At 52.7% G+C, this 18,224-nt stretch carries 10 protein-coding genes; 2 read left to right on the top strand and 8 right to left on the bottom strand.

Annotated elements, in window-relative coordinates; genetic code table 11:
• Positions 1-2: 2 nt before the first annotated feature.
• The 8 genes from P9L94_00420 to P9L94_00385 form a co-directional block, all read right to left on the bottom strand.
• The gene (locus tag P9L94_00420) at positions 3-1,403 is read right to left on the bottom strand and encodes an extracellular solute-binding protein (protein ID MDP8242513.1); all 1,401 of its coding nucleotides are present in this window, start codon (positions 1,401-1,403) and stop codon (positions 3-5) included.
• A gap of 15 nt (positions 1,404-1,418) precedes the next feature.
• Entirely contained in the window at positions 1,419-2,465 is a 1,047-nt protein-coding gene (locus P9L94_00415) for a prohibitin family protein (GenBank protein MDP8242512.1), read from the bottom strand.
• On the bottom strand, positions 2,465-4,117 hold the full coding sequence (locus tag P9L94_00410; protein ID MDP8242511.1) for a cyclic peptide export ABC transporter: 1,653 nt from the start codon (positions 4,115-4,117) through the stop codon (positions 2,465-2,467). The genes P9L94_00415 and P9L94_00410 overlap by 1 nt, the downstream gene beginning before the upstream one ends.
• Positions 4,118-4,302: 185 nt before the next feature.
• Positions 4,303-4,491: a hypothetical protein gene (locus P9L94_00405; GenBank protein ID MDP8242510.1), complete on the bottom strand. Its 189-nt coding sequence runs from the start codon at positions 4,489-4,491 to the stop codon at positions 4,303-4,305.
• Between the two features lie 22 nt (positions 4,492-4,513).
• A complete protein-coding gene (locus P9L94_00400) occupies positions 4,514-5,023 on the bottom strand; it encodes a DUF697 domain-containing protein (protein MDP8242509.1) in 510 nt (169 codons plus the stop codon).
• Positions 5,024-5,304: 281 nt separating this feature from the next.
• Complete coding sequence (locus tag P9L94_00395; GenBank protein MDP8242508.1) at positions 5,305-5,958, bottom strand: 4'-phosphopantetheinyl transferase superfamily protein; 654 nt, start codon at positions 5,956-5,958, stop codon at positions 5,305-5,307.
• A gap of 1,143 nt (positions 5,959-7,101) precedes the next feature.
• Positions 7,102-7,674, bottom strand: coding sequence for a DUF697 domain-containing protein (locus P9L94_00390; protein ID MDP8242507.1), 573 nt, complete (start codon positions 7,672-7,674; stop codon positions 7,102-7,104).
• Positions 7,671-8,309 (bottom strand): ParA family protein, encoded by a 639-nt coding sequence (locus P9L94_00385; GenBank protein ID MDP8242506.1) that lies wholly within the window; start codon positions 8,307-8,309, stop codon positions 7,671-7,673. The genes P9L94_00390 and P9L94_00385 overlap by 4 nt, the downstream gene beginning before the upstream one ends.
• Before the next feature lie 518 nt (positions 8,310-8,827).
• On the opposite strand from P9L94_00385, the gene P9L94_00380 reads away from it, so the two are divergent.
• On the top strand, positions 8,828-16,654 hold the full coding sequence (locus tag P9L94_00380) for an amino acid adenylation domain-containing protein (GenBank protein MDP8242505.1): 7,827 nt from the start codon (positions 8,828-8,830) through the stop codon (positions 16,652-16,654).
• 60 nt (positions 16,655-16,714) lie between these two features.
• Positions 16,715-18,214 carry a condensation domain-containing protein gene (locus tag P9L94_00375; protein ID MDP8242504.1) on the top strand — a complete coding sequence of 500 codons (1,500 nt, stop codon included), beginning with the start codon at positions 16,715-16,717 and terminating at the stop codon, positions 18,212-18,214.
• Positions 18,215-18,224 lie beyond the last annotated feature (10 nt).

Here is an 18,224-nt window from a genome sequence, read left to right as displayed (position 1 = left end):
AACTATTCGATGGGATTATTTTTGATATATTCTTCCACGGCTTTTTGAATGACCTCTGCTTTGGTCATTCCCTTCGAGAGTGAATACAGCGTTAATTCATAATGACGGTCGCTGGGGAAGGTGATGATTTCCTGGTTGGCGCCCGCGCGCGCGGCGCGGTTTTGGCGCGTTTCGGCGGCGATTTTTTTGCCGCGAATGTAGCGGTTCACGCCCGAGTCGATTCGCTCTTGTTGTTCGTCTTGAAACGAGACAAATTTAGACGCGGGGTTCATTTTGAGCGACATGGCGACTTTCCACAATGCGCTGGTAGTGTGGTAATTGACCGGGCGTAGAATTTCCCAAAATGAAACCGCGTTCCAAAACTCTTCATTCTCAATGTGGAAGTATTCAATTTCTTCGGGCGTGAACTGGTCTTTCAAGCCGGTGATGACAGGGGTCATGCCCCAGTCGCGCACTGCTTTCACTTGAACTTGCGATTCATGGCAGTGGTTGATCCATTCGATGCACAGGTCGTATTCGATGGAGTCAGGGGGGACGGTGGTGGAGATCGCCCATGAATCAAAGTAGGCGGTTAACCCTTCTTTGGGTTTGGCGAATTTCCAGTTTTGGCCTTGCATGTTAGCTTGTTGCACGGCAAAGCCCCAAGTGGTGGTGAATTTCAGCGTACTCATTTCTTCGACGTTGGCGGTGCTTTCCCAAAATGACCGGGCGTTTTTAGCCAGGTCGTTGAGTTTGGAGCGAAACTCGTTGAGAGGCACCTTCTGGAAAATAATATCAGGGTCGTACACGTCTTCGGGGGCGATGCCCATCGCGAGCGCGGTGAGGTAGATGTTGCATTCAGAATAATCGGAGGTCAGAGAATATTGGTTTTGGCTGCGGACGTTCCACAAGACGTTCCAACTGGTGGGGGCCTCGTCGACCAGGTCGGCGTTGTAGGCCAATGCGTATGAACCGGCGGCGAAGGGAATGCCATATATTTTATCGCCGACGCTGACGAATTTTTGTTTGAAAATCAATGGAGAAATTTTGTTGTAGTTTGTGATTCGGTCTGTCGGCAAGGCCTGGACGAGGTTCTCATGTACGAGAGGCCAAACGTCGCTGAGAAATAGATTGCTGGAAATGCTCAGTAGGTCAGACCGCCCCGATTTGGCGTCGTTAAAGATATCATCCGGGTTGTTGGCGACGCGCAATTCAATTTTAACATCGACGTCGTATTTCTCTTTGACTAACGCTTTGAATGTTTTCTCTATCGTATTGGAGTAGCCCTCAAACGCGGTGATGTGTAAAGTCACGACTTTTTTTTGCGCTTGGGCGCTCGCGAACAGCCCCAGGGCGACGCAGACAGCCATGCAGACAATCGCGATGGAACGCATGTAGCGGTGGTTGGAGCGATGCGGATTCATAGCGTCGGCTCCTTTCTATTTCAGGCCGCTCGAACCCATTTTTTCAAATGTGCTCAATGGCGTTTGGAAGACCGAGGAATAAGCGGACGTCAGTTTTTCGACTTCGGTTGCGTCCATTGCAGCGCCTGCAGACGCGGACGGAAGCGAGCCGAGGTTGGTCGCGTTTTGTTCTAACGTGGGCGCGTCGGACGCATTAAATATGAGCGGCAGCCCGTCGCGCGAGTTGCCGATGATGACGATTTTTGAATTGGGCGACTTGGCGAGTTCTAGCGTGGCTTCGATACCGCGCCATTGCAGCAGTTGGGTGGAGATGCCTTCGCCGACGATGTCTTGAAAATCACGGATGCCAGTCGCGAGAATCACTTTGCGCTTGGCCTCTTCTTCGGCCTGCTGCAATAAGTATTTATATTTTTCGGCGTTGTGTTGTTCCATCAATTTGTTTTGAATGGCGTCTTGCACCAAAGGCGGCAGCGCAATTTCAGTGATGAGCAAGTCGTCGAGGACAACGAAACTTTCGGTCAGCTGCATCAACGATTCGCTAATGGCCGATTCAAGCAGGCTGTAATCGGCTTGATACAGTTCCGCCGGTTCATATTTACCGATGATGGTACGCAGCGCCGATTCGATTTCTGGAATAATGATTTTCTTCAAATATTCGGGGCCGATTTGTTTGTGTAATAAGTTCAGGTTTTCGTCGCGGTGAGGATGAAAGCGAATCGAAACGCTGATGCTGATGCGCAGGCCGTCTTTGCTGAGGACGTGGTATTCATGTTCTTCCTGCTGGACGCGAACGTCGTAAACCGAAACGATATTGATGGGCAGAACGAAATGCAGGCCTTCTTGCAGAGGCGGCTTGTCGACAACGGTGCCTCCGAAGCGTTTGTAGAGCACGCCTAACTCGCCCGACTGAATGGTTATGAAAATGCGGTCCGCAAAAAACAGCGTCAGCAACACGCAGATCAATAAGAAAATCTCCATGCCAAATCGTTTGCTCGCGATCCAATAGCCAAAGCGGCGGATCAGCCCTGCTTTTTTCGGGGTCGGTTTGGTTGCTTCTTCCATTAGCGCTTTTTCTGTCCCGGTTTTGGTTCGACTTTATAATCAATGAGTTGACCGTATTCCATTTTATAAATGCGGTCGGCTTTATGATAGTACCTGTCGTCGTGTGTGATTGCCAGTATGGTTTTTCCGCGCTTCTTGAGTTCGGGCAAATAGGTTTCATAAAAATATTTGCGGAACTGCGGGTCTTGGTCGGCGGCCCATTCATCGAATACGCAGATGTCGCGGTTTTCGAGGTCGCCGATGATGAGCGCCAGGCGTTTTTTCTGCCCGGTTGAGAGTTGCAGATTTTCGATTGAGCCGTCTTCCAGAATCGACGTCTTGTCGTCGAGTTTCATTATATCGAGTAAGTGGTTCACGCGGTTGTTGTCGATCTTGCGAACGCCGTACATGCGGTCGAACAGGTGCATGTCTTGAAAGACGATCGAAAAGCAGGCGCGATAGGCGGACAAGTTGCGCTTGTTGACGCGGCGCCCGTTGTGCATTATCTCGCCCCGGTTCCAAAAATATAAGCCGGTCAGCACTTTGAAAAAGGTTGATTTTCCGGCGCCGTTGCCGCCCATGATAAACACAATCTCGCCCCGGTGGAGTTCAAAATTAATCGGGCCGATGCGGAACTGCGATTCGGATTGGGAGTGGTTGTATTCGTACGTCACGTCTTTACAGACCAGCGATTCAAACGGTTTGGGTTTGCGGCGTCCGGTGGGGCGCACGGTTTCGAGTTCGATGTGTTCGAGTTCGGCCTCGAGGTCGCGCAGGTTGCGTACGGCGACGTTGGCGCGCTCCACAAAGGGAAACACGCCGACCGCTTCTTGCAGCGGGCCGGTGGTGAGAAATAAAATTACCGAGACGATCTGCACCAGCTGCGAGTGTTCGACTTCGACGATGGTGGGGAAAACAAAAATCATGAAGCCCATTAATAAGTAACAAAACACTTGGGCGAAAATGATGGTCTTGGTTTGTTGTTCGGACGAACGAACCTTGAGGGCTTCGGTCTCTTCGCCGATCTTGCAAATGTAATTGGTGAATAAATCGTCATTGCGGTCGTCATTCACTTTGACTTCTTTGAAACCGTCGAGCAAATGGTTGACTTTTTCAAAATATAAATTTTCTTTGTCGCTTGCTTCTTTTAAATCTTTTTCATGGCTGTTTTTTTTGTCGCGGTAAGCCAGGACGCCAAAAAAGATCAGCCCCAGCGTGATTAACAGCGCGGTCAGCGAAATGTAAGCGATGAATAAAAAGCCGACGATGAGCAGCGTTGCGGTTGAACACAAGCGCGAAAACAAACGGGCGGCGCCGGAGATGGTCAAGGTTTCCTGGGTGAGCAGGTTCATCAAGCGGCTTTCGCCGATGTTTTCAAATGAAGACAAATTCGAGCGCCGAATTTTATCGACCAGGCGCGCGCGAATCTGGGTGATGACCCCTTCGACGATTTTGGTGGAGCGGTCCATCGAATATTTTTGAGTGCGGACGAAGGCGAAAATCGAAACGGCGAAAATAATCAGGTTTTGCAGAGTGTTGCCGTCGGCGGTGCTGATGGAGGCGATGATGACCACAATGATTAAAAAGTTAATCAGCCCTGATATGGCGAACACCACAAGCAGGTTGGTTTGGAAGGCGTCTGACTCATTTTTGAGAAAATCAAAAAAATCCATTTCACACAAACAATTCACTGGTTGAGAATAAAGACGATGAACATTGACGCGATGAACGATTCGGGCCGCATTGGTCCACGCGGCTGCACAATATACTCAACCCAAAACGAAAAAAGAGCAACAGTTGCGGTTGGATTTACAACCTCAACCGTTGCTCTTTCGTTACAATTTAAAACGAAACGCGTCTAACTGGCGTCAGCTTCTGCTTCGACTTTGGCTTTGATCTTCGGCTCGGATGGAATCATCATTAAGATCCCGCCGATGGGGGTGAAGATCAATGAGGCGATCAGATATCCCCAGAAGCCGAAGCGTTTTTTCTTTCCAAAAAACGCGACCAAAAAACAAAAACTGATATAGATAATCAAGTGACTCATTTTTCGCTCCCGCTAAATTAATTTACGAAGCAGCGGCGGTTTTTTTGGCGCCTTTGGAGGCGTCTTCCGCCATGCCAGCGCCTTCTTGCAACTGGCTGTTGAAGTACTCGCGCACTTTGTCAGGGTTGAGGTCTAAGAAGGTTCCGCCTGCTTCAAAGTGTTGAACGAAGACTTTGCCCATTGCGTAGGTCACGGCGCCTGCGGCGACGGGAACAGACGCGTAGCCCATGATTGTTCCCAGGCCCGGTAAAAACTTGACGACGCTGCTAAACAAAAAGCCTGCGACGTACGGCGCGGTGAAACCCGACACCAACGAGGCGATGACGTTCTTTACTTTGTGCTCATAAAACGTAACGCCGTAGAGGTCAGACAATTCTTTGATGGCTTTGACCTGAAAAGCGGCGATGCCAACGAGATCAACGATGGGGACAGGGACGGCGCCGATGCCCATAGCCCAATACATATTTTTGCGAACGATTTTGCGGGCCTCATCGAGATGACCGCTTGGCTGTAATTCTGGAGTGGCTGCCATTTTGTTTCTCCTCTTTTATATGTAAGTCTTTTTATCTTCGTATTTTACTTTATAAGTGGAAGGCATTATAAAGTAGATTTGAAATTATGCAATTGTTTTATTTCACATTTTTCCTGCTTCAATTCGCATGAGTCTATGACGTATTTGAGCAGGCGGTCTGCTGATGAACGTGTCGTTTTCAGCATGGATTCTCAAAGGTGCTGCTAAATAGCGCTGTTCTAAAGTAATCCAGTACACCGGGGTTGTCAAGTAAAATTGATACTTTATTCAACTTGTCATATTTAACATGACATATTGTTAAAATCTAGCGGTAACAAGCAGATTTGCTGGTCGCAGTCATCCGTCGCAAGGTGGCAAGTATGAGCCTTCGCGATTTTCAATGGATGCAGGCGCCAAGTGGTTTCGCTTAACATCGCGAGGGGCGGCTTGATGATAACTTCCTCCAGCGGGGCGGATAACCCGCGCCCATCAGCTTTGATGACGCTCTCTTTGGCGGTCCAATAATGGTAAAAGCGTTCGAGAGGTTGATGTGCGGCGTTGATGTCATGCCATTCAGTGGGCGACATATATTGTTGGAAGTCTTGAAACTCGATGGAGCGGTTGAATTCGACATCAACGCCGAGGCGGGAACTATCAGATATTGCGCAAACAACAATCTCACCGGAATGCGACAGATTAAAATCGCCTGGCCCGTCTAAATAGGGGCGGTTGTATTGGGTGTATTGAAGGTCGCTCAGGCATTGCTCAGAAAAACCCGCGTCGATCAGCGCTGAAAGCAGTAATCGTTTACCGAGCAGACAGGCGGTTTGGTCTTGCCAGCGTTTGTATCGGTTGATCTGCTCTTGAATGGCGGGGGGCAGCGGTTCAAACAAGCGGCGCCATTGGGCGTCGGGCAGCGGGGCGGAGAATTGGGTGTGATATACCCGAATCGTCATTATATTGTTCCGAACGAAGCGTCATAAAATTGCATCTAATCGTAAAGGCTTGGGCGCCTCTCTCTTCGCTTCAGTGCGGGCTTTCAGGCCCTTTTGCACAGGCGCTCACAGAGAGGCTCCCAAGCCTTTTGACGAGATTCGCGATGTACAATCACGTGTCAGATGCAAGATATTGGTGGCCTGCTTGGGCGGCTCGCTCTTCGCTTCAGTGCGGGCTTTCAGGCCCTTTTGCACAGGCGCTCACAGAGAGGCTCCCAAGCCTTTGGACGAGATTTGCGATGTGATACGCCAATCGTTTGATCCCCCCTTGCGCTTTCAGCGCCGTCCCCCCCTTAAAAAGGGGGGCTACGAGCCGCGCAGAATCAATATGTAAACGCTCTAATGCGGCTCACCAGGAGGTTCGCCCTCCCCTCAAATGCTTATTTGCGTTTATTTAACTGTTTATGCTTAATTCGCTAATCTCACCTTGATAAGGCCAATCGCCTGCAGAATTCACAAACCCTTTTCGGACTGGGTTCTCACTGACATACGCCCACTTTTCATCATAGTGATTCCAATTCCTAATCCGCGTATCCCAAAAATGAGATTGCCATTGGAATTCAGGGTTCTTGTTTTTTTTGTAAATTGTGATTTCCAGTACCGAACCCAATCTTTAACTGAAATTTCATCAATTACTGGTGAAATAAAAAGGTGTATATGGTCAGGCATAATTAGATATTTACCAACAATACATGCAGTGGATCTATTCCAGATGTCCAGTAAATCTCGATGTACTGTTTCATTTGCCAACCACGGAATGCGGTTCTTTGTGCAGATGGTAATGAATACAATCAAACTTTTGTGGTAATTATAATAATTGCCGTCAGCAGGCCGTTTTCTTGATGGTAAATGATTATTCATGCTACTCGTATCATTCGTGGGGAGGGCGAGTCTCCCGACGAGCCGCGCAGAATCAATATGTAATCGCTCTAATGCGGCTCACCAGGAGGTTCGCCCTCCCCACGAATCATCTCTGCCCCTGGGCAGGGTGGCGAGCCAAGGCTGCGAAGAATCAATATGCAATCGTTCTAATGCGGCTCACCAGGAGCCAGCCTGCGGCAGGCAGGGTTCGCTCTCCCCTAGTTGAATAATTGTAATCTCGCGTCAGGCGGATTGGCCTGCCTGGGCGGCTTCTTGGAGGCCTTCCTGGTAATAGTGTTTGAAATAGTGGTGGACGTCTTTCGGCTCGAAGTTTAAGAAGGTGCCGCCGGATTCAAAGTGTTGGACGAATACTTTTCCTATGGCGTAAGTCATCGCCCCGGTGGCAATCGGCATACTGGCCATGCTGACCGCGTTGCCGACAAACGGGAGCGATTTGATAAAACTGCGCGAAAGCAAGCCGCCCAAATAGGCTGAACCCAAACCGCTCACCAGGGCGCCGATGATGTTTTTGACGCGGTGATCTGAAAAGGGGATGTCATAAAAATCAGACAACTGCTGAATGGAGCGTACTTGGAATGCGGTAATTGCGACCAGATCAATCAGCGGAAACGGCAGCAGGCTGACGCCCATCGACCAATACATGTTTCTTTTTACGATTTTCATGGCGCGGTCGTCTTTGGTGGAGATGGTCTCTTTTGAAACGACTTCCGCTTCAATCACCATTTCTTCTTGCGTACTGGATGTTGAAGCGTCATCCGCAATGTTGCTGAAATCTTTCAAGCGGCTTTTACTCATTTCAAAATCTCCTCGACCTTGTCGGTCAATAATTGAATCTCATGATAGGCTTTTGATTTCGGGTCGCTACGGCCGACCCAATCGGCAAGGCCAAAGCTGTCGATAAAGGCGCTGCGCTGGCCGATCTCGGGGCCAACGGTTTCATTGAATTCTGCCAAAGACGCCGAAATTTCTTTGCCGAAGGCGGTGCGACGGTCGACCCGCGAGGGAACCAGCAAGGCTTTTGGCGCGCCGTTGCGGTAGGTTCGGCCTTCTTGAACCAGAGCCAGGGCTTTGCCAGTTGAGGTGAAATCTGCGCCGGAGGGCGTAACCGGGATGAGGATCAGGTCGCAGACGGCGATGGCCGCTTCGGTGGCTTCGCGGGTGTGGGGCGGCAGGTCAATTATGACGATGTCCGATTGATCGGATTTGATTTGGTGGATAAACTGTTTCGCTTGGTCAGGATGTTCGATGGGGACGGTTTTGCACTGGATGGCTAGATTGCCCCGCGCACACCAATTGGACGAGGTGCCTTGTTCGTCGGCGTCATAGAGCGTAACCGAACGATTGCGGGATGCGAATTCGCACCCTAAATGGACGGCGATGGTCGATTTTCCCACGCCGCCTTTTTTATTGCCCACTGCGATACATCTCATAGTTTCACTGATTGAGTCAAGTTAAATTTTCACAGGGTGCGGCAACGGAATTTGAGAACAAACGATAGAATTCTATAGGAATAATTGCAAGTGATAATTATCAAAACATCAAAATGAGTCGATGGTCAAGTAAAAAAATCATTGTTTGATGATTTTATTGAGTAAAAGCGCTAAGGCGGATTTTTTAGATATAAAACTATAACACTTTTGATAAATTCGGCTACTTTTCATTGTAAAATATGAAATTATATTCAAGAAACGTTTACTTTTTTCTTGACATAAACGTAAAAAAGACTGAATATTATATTAACAAAATACTATATGTATTGGCAATCGTATCCCGACAAGTTCTATCGGGATGCTTTCATCTTAGGCGATTTCATCAAAACATATCCTAAGCGGATTTAGCAGATTAAGACGCAAGAGACTTTAATCGTCGCTTGTGCTTTGAGCAATTTCAGTATAATGGACTGCTCTTATAACTGTTTACTATAATGGTATTGAAGAAAAGTGGTGTAATGAATAAACAAACCGAAGATCAGCCGACGCAAGCTGAGAAGCGGAAACTTCTGGCGGAATGGTTGCTGCAAAAAACAACGCAGCCCAAACGCCATGTGCTTTCATTTGGTCAGAAAGCGCTCTGGTTTTTATACAAGAACAATCCTGCGAGTGCTGCGTATAACGCCGCATACGCTGTCCGAATTCTTTCTCCGTTAAGCGAGCCAATTGTCAAGCAGTCGTTTCAGTTGCTGGTTGACCGGCATTCGATGTTGCGGTCGATCTATAAGATGGACGAAGGCGAACTGGTCCAGCAGATACTGCCCAAGCAAGAAGTCGCCTTTGAAACAATTGATGTTTCCAACCTGTCTGATTCTGAAACCGACAAGCGGGTGCGTGAAAACTATCGTAAGCCGTTTGATCTGGAAACCGGCCCGGTGTCGCGGGTGACGTTGTTGCGTCGTTCAGACCGTGAATGCATTCTCCTGGTGAATGTACATCACATCGCATGCGACGGTTGGTCGATGTGGGTGTTGATGAATGAGTTTCGTCAGATTTATCCGGCGTTGCTCAAGGGCGAGGCGGTGACGCTGCCCGGGTTGGATTATCAGTATTCCGATTTTATCGACTGGCAAAACCGGATGGTCGCCGACGCGGAAGGCGAACGCCTGTGGGACTATTGGCGCAATGCGCTCAAGGGCGAAGTTCCCATACTGAATTTGCCGACTGATAAGTCGCACCCGCCGATGCGTTCGTTTAACGGCGCCTCGATTCCCTTTCAAATTTCCGGCGACTTGACGGAGCGGCTTCACGCCTGCGCCAAAGAACAAGGCGCAACGCTCTATATGGCGATGCTGGCGGCGTTTCAGGTTTTGTTGTTTCGCTATACCGGACAGGAAGACATCATCGTTGGCTCGCCCACATCAGGGCGTACGCAAGCGGACTTCGCGTCGGTGGTGGGGTATTGCGTCAACCCGGTGGCGTTGCGTTCATCGTTTGAGGGCGACCCGGCGTTTTCTGATTTTTTGAGCCAGGTGCGCCACACGGTATTGGACGCGCTCACGCACCAGGATTTTCCGCTGCCGCTGATTGTGGAGCGGTTGCAGATGAATCGCGACCCCAGCCGTACGCCGCTGTTTCAGTCGATGTTTATTTTGCAAAAGCCGCCGCAGTCGGACGAGTATCTCGAACTGTTGACTCCCGGCGAAGCCAACGTGCATTGGGGCGGGCTTGACTTGCAGCCCTATGAACTGCCGCAGATGGAAGGGCAGTTTGATTTGACGTTGGAGATTTTAGAAAAAGCCGAACAGCGCGACAGTTTGTTTGGCGTGTTTAAATACAATACCGACGTATTTCAGAAAAGCACCATCCAGCGGATGCAGGCGCATTATTGCGTCTTGTTAGAGCAGATTGTTGAGAACCCCAATCGGCGGGTTTCAGAATTGCCGCTGCTGCCCAAGCGCGAAAAGACGCGCATTCTCAGCGACTGGAACGCGACCCGAAAAGAATATCCCTTACACAAAAGCCTGCATGAGTGGGTGGAAGAACAAGTCAATAAAACGCCTGATGCGATTGCGGTCGAAGCGCCTCAAGCGAACGGTGCGGTTGAAACGCTGACCTTCCGCGAGTTGAACGCGAAGGCCAACCAACTGGCGCACTATTTACGCAGCCTCAATGTGGGGCGCGATACGCCGGTGGGCATTTGCATTGAGCGCTCGCTGGACATGGTGGTCGGGCTGTTGGGCATCGTCAAAGCGGGCGGGGCGTATGTGCCGCTTGACCCGGATTACCCGAACGACCGCTTGCGTTATATGCTCGAAGACGCGCAGGTGCCGGTGTTGTTAACGCAGCAAAAACTGCTGAATGAGCACCCCGTGTTTTTGAACCTAAAAGCGTCTCCGTTTATCGTGTGCGTTGACCGCGACCTGGAGGCCATTGAGACATTTGATGAGGCGAACCCGGTCAACCAGTCGCGGCCCGAAGATTTGGCTTACATCATTTATACCTCCGGCTCGAGCGGGCGCCCCAAGGGCGTGATGAATATTCACAAGGCGATCTGTAACCGCTTGTTGTGGATGCAGGATGAATATGGGCTGGATGAAAATGACCGGGTGTTGCAGAAGACGCCCTTCAGTTTTGACGTGTCGGTTTGGGAATTTTTCTGGCCGCTGATGACGGGTGCGCGGCTGGTGATGGCCAAGCCCGAAGGCCACAAAGACAGCGCGTATTTGATTGACTTGATCCGGGCGCGAAACATTACCACGCTGCATTTTGTGCCTTCGATGTTGAAGGCGTTTTTAGAGCGCGACGAAGCGGGCACCTGCCGTTGCGTGCGCCGGGTGGTCTGTAGCGGTGAAGCGCTGACGCCGGAAATCCAGACGCGTTTCTTTGAGCGCTTTGATTGTGAATTGCACAATCTCTACGGCCCCACCGAGGCCGCCATCGACGTGACCTATTGGGAATGTAAGCCTGAACCGGACGCGGTGACGGTGCCGATCGGGCGGCCCATCGCCAACACGACAATCTATATTTTAGATTCGCATAAAAAGCCGACGCCGATTGGCGTGAGCGGCGAGTTGTATATCGGCGGCGTGAACCTGGCGCGCGGGTATTACAATAAATCGAAAATGACCGAAGAGCGCTTTGTGCCCGACCCGTTCGACCGGACGCCGGGCGCGCGCTTGTATAAAACCGGCGACGTGGCGCGTTTTCGCGCTGACGGCGTGATTGAATATATTGGTCGCGCTGACTATCAGGAAAAGATTCGCGGTTTTCGGATTGAACTCGGCGAAGTCGAAGCCGTGTTAGAGCGCCATCCTGATGTGGGGCAGGCGGCGGTGATTACCCGCGACGACCGCCCCGGCGGGCGCTATATGGCGGCGTATGCAGTGGCGAGTAACGGCGCCGATCTTGACGCGGCCTCGCTGCGCAATTTTATTCAAAAATTCTTGCCGGATTATATGATCCCCTCGGCGTTTGTGGTGATGGATTTGTTTCCACTGACGCCGAACGGAAAACTCAACCGCGGCGCTTTGCCTGCGCCCGATACGGTGCAGCCCGGCGACGGCGCCGATGCGCCGCGCTCGCGGACGGAAGACGTGATTTACGCCGCCTGGAAGCAGGTGTTGCAGCGCGATGAGATCGGGCTGCGCGACAACTTCTTTGAAGTCGGCGGGCATTCGCTGTTGTTGGGGCAGGTGCACAGCGTTTTGCAAACCCATTTCGGCGACGGCCTGACGATGGTCGAGTTGTTTCAATACCCGACCATTCAATCGCTGGCGGCGTATTTGTCGCGCCAGGAACAGGCGGGCGAAGTAAAGCGGCCCGCAAAGGCTGCGGTTGCGACCGCCAATCAAGACATCGCGGTCGTCGGCATGGCGGGGCGTTTTCCCGGCGCGAAGTCGGTCAGCGAGTTATGGAACAACCTGCTCGAAGGCAAAGAGAGCATTACGTTTTTTTCTCGCGATGAAATGATTGCGGCGGGCGTTGATCCAAAATTGATTGATCGCCCCGAATACGTGAACGCGTTTGGTTCGCTGGACGGGGTAGACCAGTTCGATGCGTCTTTCTTTGGCATGACGGCGCGTGAAGCCGAGGTGATGGATGTTCAGCATCGCCTGTTTTTAGAATGCGCCTGGGAGGCGCTCGAAGACGCGGGCTGCAATCCTGATGCGTATGACGGCGCGGTGGGCATGTTCGCGGGAGTCGGGTTGAATACCTACCTGCTCAATAATTTGATTACGAATCCTGAAGCGGCGCAGTCGGCGGGCGAGTTTCAGGTGTTGATTTCAAACGATAAAGATTATCTGCCGACGTTTGCTTCTTATAAACTCAATCTCAAAGGCCCCAGCGTCAGCGTGCAGACCGCGTGTTCGACTTCGCTGACGGCGGTGCATTTTGCCTGCCGCAGTTTGATTGACGGCGAGTGCGACATGGCGCTGGCGGGCGGGTCGTCGATCCACCTGCCGCAACGCACCGGCTACTTGCACAAAGAGGGCATGATTCTTTCGCCGGACGGACATTGCCGCCCCTTCGATCAAGATGCGCAGGGGACGGTCGGCGGCGACGGCGTGGGGTTGGTCGCGTTAAAGCGCTTGGATGATGCGGTGCGCGACGGCGATGTGATTCACGCTGTGATTGCGGCGACGGCGATTAACAACGACGGCGCATTGAAGGCGGGCTACACTGCGCCCAGCGTCGAAGGCCAGGCGAAGGTGATCGAGCAGGCGCTGGTACGCTCTGGCGTTGACCCAAACGCGATTGGCTATATCGAAACCCACGGCACCGGGACGGTGTTGGGCGACCCGATTGAAATTCAGGCGCTGCAGAATGTCTATAAAGACCGAATGAAAGAGGGCGCCTGCGCTATCGGTTCGGTCAAATCTAACGTCGGCCATCTCGACGCCGCCGCCGGGATCACCGGATTCATTAAAGCGGCGTTGACGGTAAAACACGGCGAGATTGCGCCGACGCTGCATTATCAGAAATCCAATTCACAAATTGATTTTCAGCGCAGCCCCTTCTATGTCAACGATGCGCGGCGCGAGTGGAAGCCCGAAAAAGGCGTACGCATTGCGGCGGTGAGTTCGTTCGGCATCGGCGGCACCAATGCTCATGCGATAATAAAAGAGGCGCCCGCGCAGGAAGCCGCGCCGGTCGAGCGCGATTTGTACCTGCTGCCGCTGTCGGCGAAAACCCGCGACGCGCTGGACGGACGCGCGGAACTGATGCGCACTTATTTTGAAGCAAACGCGAATGCTGCATTGGGCAACACGGGCTATTCGCTCAGCTGCGGTCGCAAGGCGTTTGATCATCGCGCGTTTATCGTCGCGGCTGATGCGCAAGACGCCGCAAAGCAATTGAACGCGGAGCGCTGGGCGCAACAGCCGGCTTCACAAATTAAAAACGAAGCGCAGCCGGTTGTGTTTCTGTTTCCCGGACAGGGAACCCAGACGCTAAACATGGGGCGCGGGTTGTATCAGCGCTTCAAGCCCTACCGAAAAACCTTTGATAAATGCTGTGAGTTGTTGCAGCCGCATCTTGGATTGAACTTGCGCGACGCGGTGTTTTGTTTGGAAGAAAATGACGCCGCCGCCGCGCGGCTTGGCCAGACCGCAATGGCGCAGCCCGCGTTGTTTGCGGTGGAATATTCACTGGCGAAGTTGTGGATGGCGTGGGGCGTTGAGCCGGAGTCGATGATCGGGCACAGCCTGGGCGAGTATGTCGCGGCGTGTTTAGCGGGCGTGTTTTCGCTGGAAGAAGCGCTGGCGCTGATCGCTGTGCGCGGGCGCATGATGCAGGAACTGCCCGCCGGGCGCATGTTGGCGGCGCCGCTGCATGAAAACGAATGTAGAGAGTATTTAAAAGACGGCTTGTGTCTGGCGGCGGTAAACGGTGAGCGCTCGTGCGTGTTTTCCGGCCCAGGCGAAGCGATTGAACAATTAAAAGAAACGTTATCGCGGCGCAATATCGAGAGCCGCCTGCTGCATACGTCTCATGGGTTTCATTCGGCGGCGATGGACGCCATCACCGATGCGTTTGCAAAGCGCGTTTCACAGGTGGAGCGCAACGCGCCGCAGGTTCCATTTATCTCGAATGTGACTGGCGACTGGATCTCGGCGAACCAAGCGGCCGACCCGCAGTATTGGGCGCGGCATTTGCGCGAGACGGTGCGTTTTGCCGATGGGCTGGGCGTTGTGTTGAAATCGGGCGGCGGGGTTTTACTCGAAGCAGGGCCGGGGCGCGTGTTGAGTTCGTATGCGCGTCAACATCACGGGTTCGGCGCGGGCCACGCTGCGGTTGAATCAATGCCTCATGCCAAAGAAAAACAAAACGAAGAACGTCGCATCCTCGCCGCCGTTGGTGAAGCGTGGTCGGCGGGAGTCGCGCTGGACTGGCAAAAATGGTATGCGGATGAGCGCTGCGTGAAGACGGCGCTGCCGACTTATCCCTTCCAACGCCAACGCTATTGGATCGAAGCGAAGTCACGCGGTGGGCTCACGGCGAACGCGCAAGATGAGCGGCCCGTTAAAAAAGACGATAGGGCGGAGTGGTTCTACCTGCCGTCTTGGAAAGAAACCCGGGCGGCGCATCCGCCAAAAGAGACTTCGAGAAATTATTTATTCTTTGTTGACTCACAAAATGATTTTCATACGCGTTTGGTTGAGCAATGCACAGACGGCAGTCAAATTGTCACTGTTGCGGCGGGCGAAACATTCGCCTGTGTGGATGAAGGGCGTTATCAAATTAATGCTGCGAATCCCGCCGATTTTGTCGCATTGTTGCAATCGTTGTCAGAACAAGATTATGCGTTTGATGAAATTGTCGTCGGCTGGTTATGCGGCGGCGCTTTGAGCGCAGAACAGAAACGGGAACGCGGATTTTATAGCCTGATCTCTCTCGCGCAGGCGATGGGCGAGTGCGGCCTTTCGCGTCCCATTCATTTGACGCTGCTGACCCACGCGGCGTATAGCATTGCGGGCGAGTGCGGCGGCGACGCCGACCTGGCAATGGCGGCGGGCGCGATCAAAACCATCCCATTGGAGTATCCCAACGCGCAATGCCGCTCGATTGATATTCTATCGCTGGACGCAAACCTGAAGCCAATCATTCAAGAAATGAAACGTCCGGTTGACGAACGGCTGATTGTGTTGCGCGGCGCGAAACGCTGGGTGGAAGACTATCAAGCCGCGCCATTGCCGACGACGGAGGCGGCGCCGTTTCGAGACGGCGGCGTGTATTTACTCACTGGCGGCCTGGGCGGCGTCGGGCTGGCGATTGCGGAACGGATCGCGCGCTCGGCGAAAGTGAAACTGGCGTTGACGGCGCGTTCGGCTTTCCCGAAGCGGGAGCAGTGGGACGCGATTGAAAAACTCGCCGCGTCAGGCGACGCGACGGCGGGGATTGTTCAGCGATTGAAACTTATTGAACTGCACGGTTGCGAGGTCGCGGTTTATCAGGCTGACGCGGCGGACGAAACCGCCATGAGACGCGTTGTCGTTGACGTTGAACGCGCAATGGGGCGAATCAACGGCGTACTGCATACCGCAGGCGTCGCTTCGCAGACCATTATTCAACGCAAGACGCCGGACATGATGAAGAAGGTCATCAGCGGTAAGGCCGACGGCGCAGCGGTTTTGTCGAGAATATTTGAGCCGGGTTCGCTGGACTTTTTCGTGCTGTTCTCGTCGATTGCGACGGCGTTGGAAGAAGTGGGCCAAGCCGATTATCTTGCCGCGAATGCGTATTTGGATGCGCTGGCGCAGCAGCGCCCGGACGCTGTCTCAATCAACTGGGACGCCTGGCGTGAAAGCGGGATGGCGGCGAATGCGCAACTGCCGGAAGAGATGAAGGCGGCTCATCAGGAGCGTTTGAAACTCGGCTTGTCAGACGACGAAGGCTTTGACGCGTTGCTGCGCGTGCTGCAAAACGGCGGCGGTCGCGCATTGATTTCGACGTGTGATTTTTCGTCGCGCCGTCAACGGCATTCAAAACAATATGAAGACGCATGGACGAAAGAGACGCATGCGTCGGTCCAGCCCGACGCGAACTACGTTGCGCCGCAAACCCAGACGGAAGCAACGCTGTGTGAGATATGGCAGACGTTGTTTGGATTGCCGCAGGTGGGGGCGCAAGATGACTTTTTTGCGCTGGGCGGCCATTCGCTGCTGGCGACGCAGGCGTTGTCGCGCATCCGTGAGGCGTTTGAGGCGCCGCTGAGTCTCGATGATTTCTTCTCGGCGTGTACAGTGCGCGCGCTGGCGGAACTGATCGACGCCAAGACGTTTGAAAGCGCCGGGGCGGACGATCTGGCGGAAATTCTCGCCGAAGTCGCGAAAGATAAATAACGTTATACACCCAAGAAAAATTTCACGGTTTGTTTTTAGTAGGGGTTTTTATTTTCGTTTATGGTTACAACGGATTTACAAAAACAATTGGCCAACCTAACGCCGGAGCAACGCGATCTTGCGCTGCAGAAATTGCGCGAGCGTAAGTCAGGCGCTGCTGTGGTTGGTGATAAGAACAGCGTGATTGTCGCCGCGCAACGCAACGGCGTTGCGCCGCTTTCGTTTGCGCAACAGCGCTTGTGGTTTCTTGAGCAAATGGAAGGCGCGAGTTCGTATTACAACGAATTCGGCGTTCAGCGCATCATCGGGCGGTTCGACCTTTCTGCGCTGCAAAGCAGCCTCAATGAATTGGTGCGCCGTCACGAGATTTTGCGCACCACGTTTCCTGAAAAAAACGGTGCGCCTATCCAATCTATTGCGGATGCGGGCGCCGTTCAAATCAATACCGTTGATTTGACTCATTTGCCTGAACGCCAGGTTGAACGCGAAGCCATGCTGTTGGCGGAACAAGAATCGAAGCGCCCGTTTGATTTGGCGATAGGGCCGCTGCTTCGGGTTACGGTCGTGAAATGCCGCCCGGAACGGCATTGGTTGATGACCAACATGCACCACATTATTTGCGATAACTGGTCGTCGTCGGTGTTTAATCGTGAGATTGCGGAACTCTACAGCGCCTATACGCAGGGGCGTTCGTCGTCATTGCCGCCGCTGCCGATTCAGTATGCGGACTTCGCAGTGTGGCAACGGGACGCGCTTTCAGAATCGAAGCGGGAAGAACTGCTTTCTTATTGGAAAAAGCAATTAGAGCCGCTGCCTGCGCCGTTAGAATTGCCGACCGATTTTGGTCGCCCCGCCAAGCAAACCTATGATGGCGAAAACCACCCTGTTACATGGGAGCGGGACTTGGCGTCCGCCGTCGCTGACGCGGGCCGCCGGTACGGCGCGACGCCGTTTATGGTCTATCTGGCGGCGTATGCAGTTTTGTTGGCGCGGTATAGTTGCCAGGAAGAAATTGTGATCGCGGCGCCCATCGCCAACCGCAACCGCAAAGAACTCGAACCGCTTATCGGTTTTTTCGTTAACACGCTTTTATTGAAATTAGATTTGCGCGGCAACCCCACCTTTGAGGCGTTGATTCAACGGGCGCAATCCGTTTCGTCAGACGCCTACGCCCACCAGGACATGCCGCTCGATCAATTGATCGAGTCGCTCAACCTCTCGCGCAATACTCCACTGTTTCGGGCGATGTTTATTTTTCAAAATTCGCCGCAAGTGAAATTGCAGTCGCCGGAGATTCAGATTGAACCGGTCGAGATGAGCAGCGACGCGGTCCGCTCGGACCTGGATTTTTATTTGATGGAAGCCGATGGGGCCATGCAGGGCTCCCTACGGTATAACCGCGATTTATTCACAACGGCAACCATGGCTACAATGGCAAACCGTCTTCGCCTGGTGTTGGAACGGTATGTACTGAACCCGACCACGCCGCTTGATGACCTGCAGTTTGAGAGCGCCTGCATGTTGCCGCCGATACGCAAGCCGGCGGCTTCGATTGCTTAACCATTCATGA

Origin of the sequence: Candidatus Hinthialibacter antarcticus, from assembly GCA_030765645.1 — a bacterium.
In the GTDB taxonomy this organism is placed as follows: domain Bacteria; phylum Hinthialibacterota; class Hinthialibacteria; order Hinthialibacterales; family Hinthialibacteraceae; genus Hinthialibacter; species Hinthialibacter antarcticus.
Note: the sequence above shows the minus strand (reverse complement) of the source record. Positions and strands in the feature narration are given on the sequence as shown.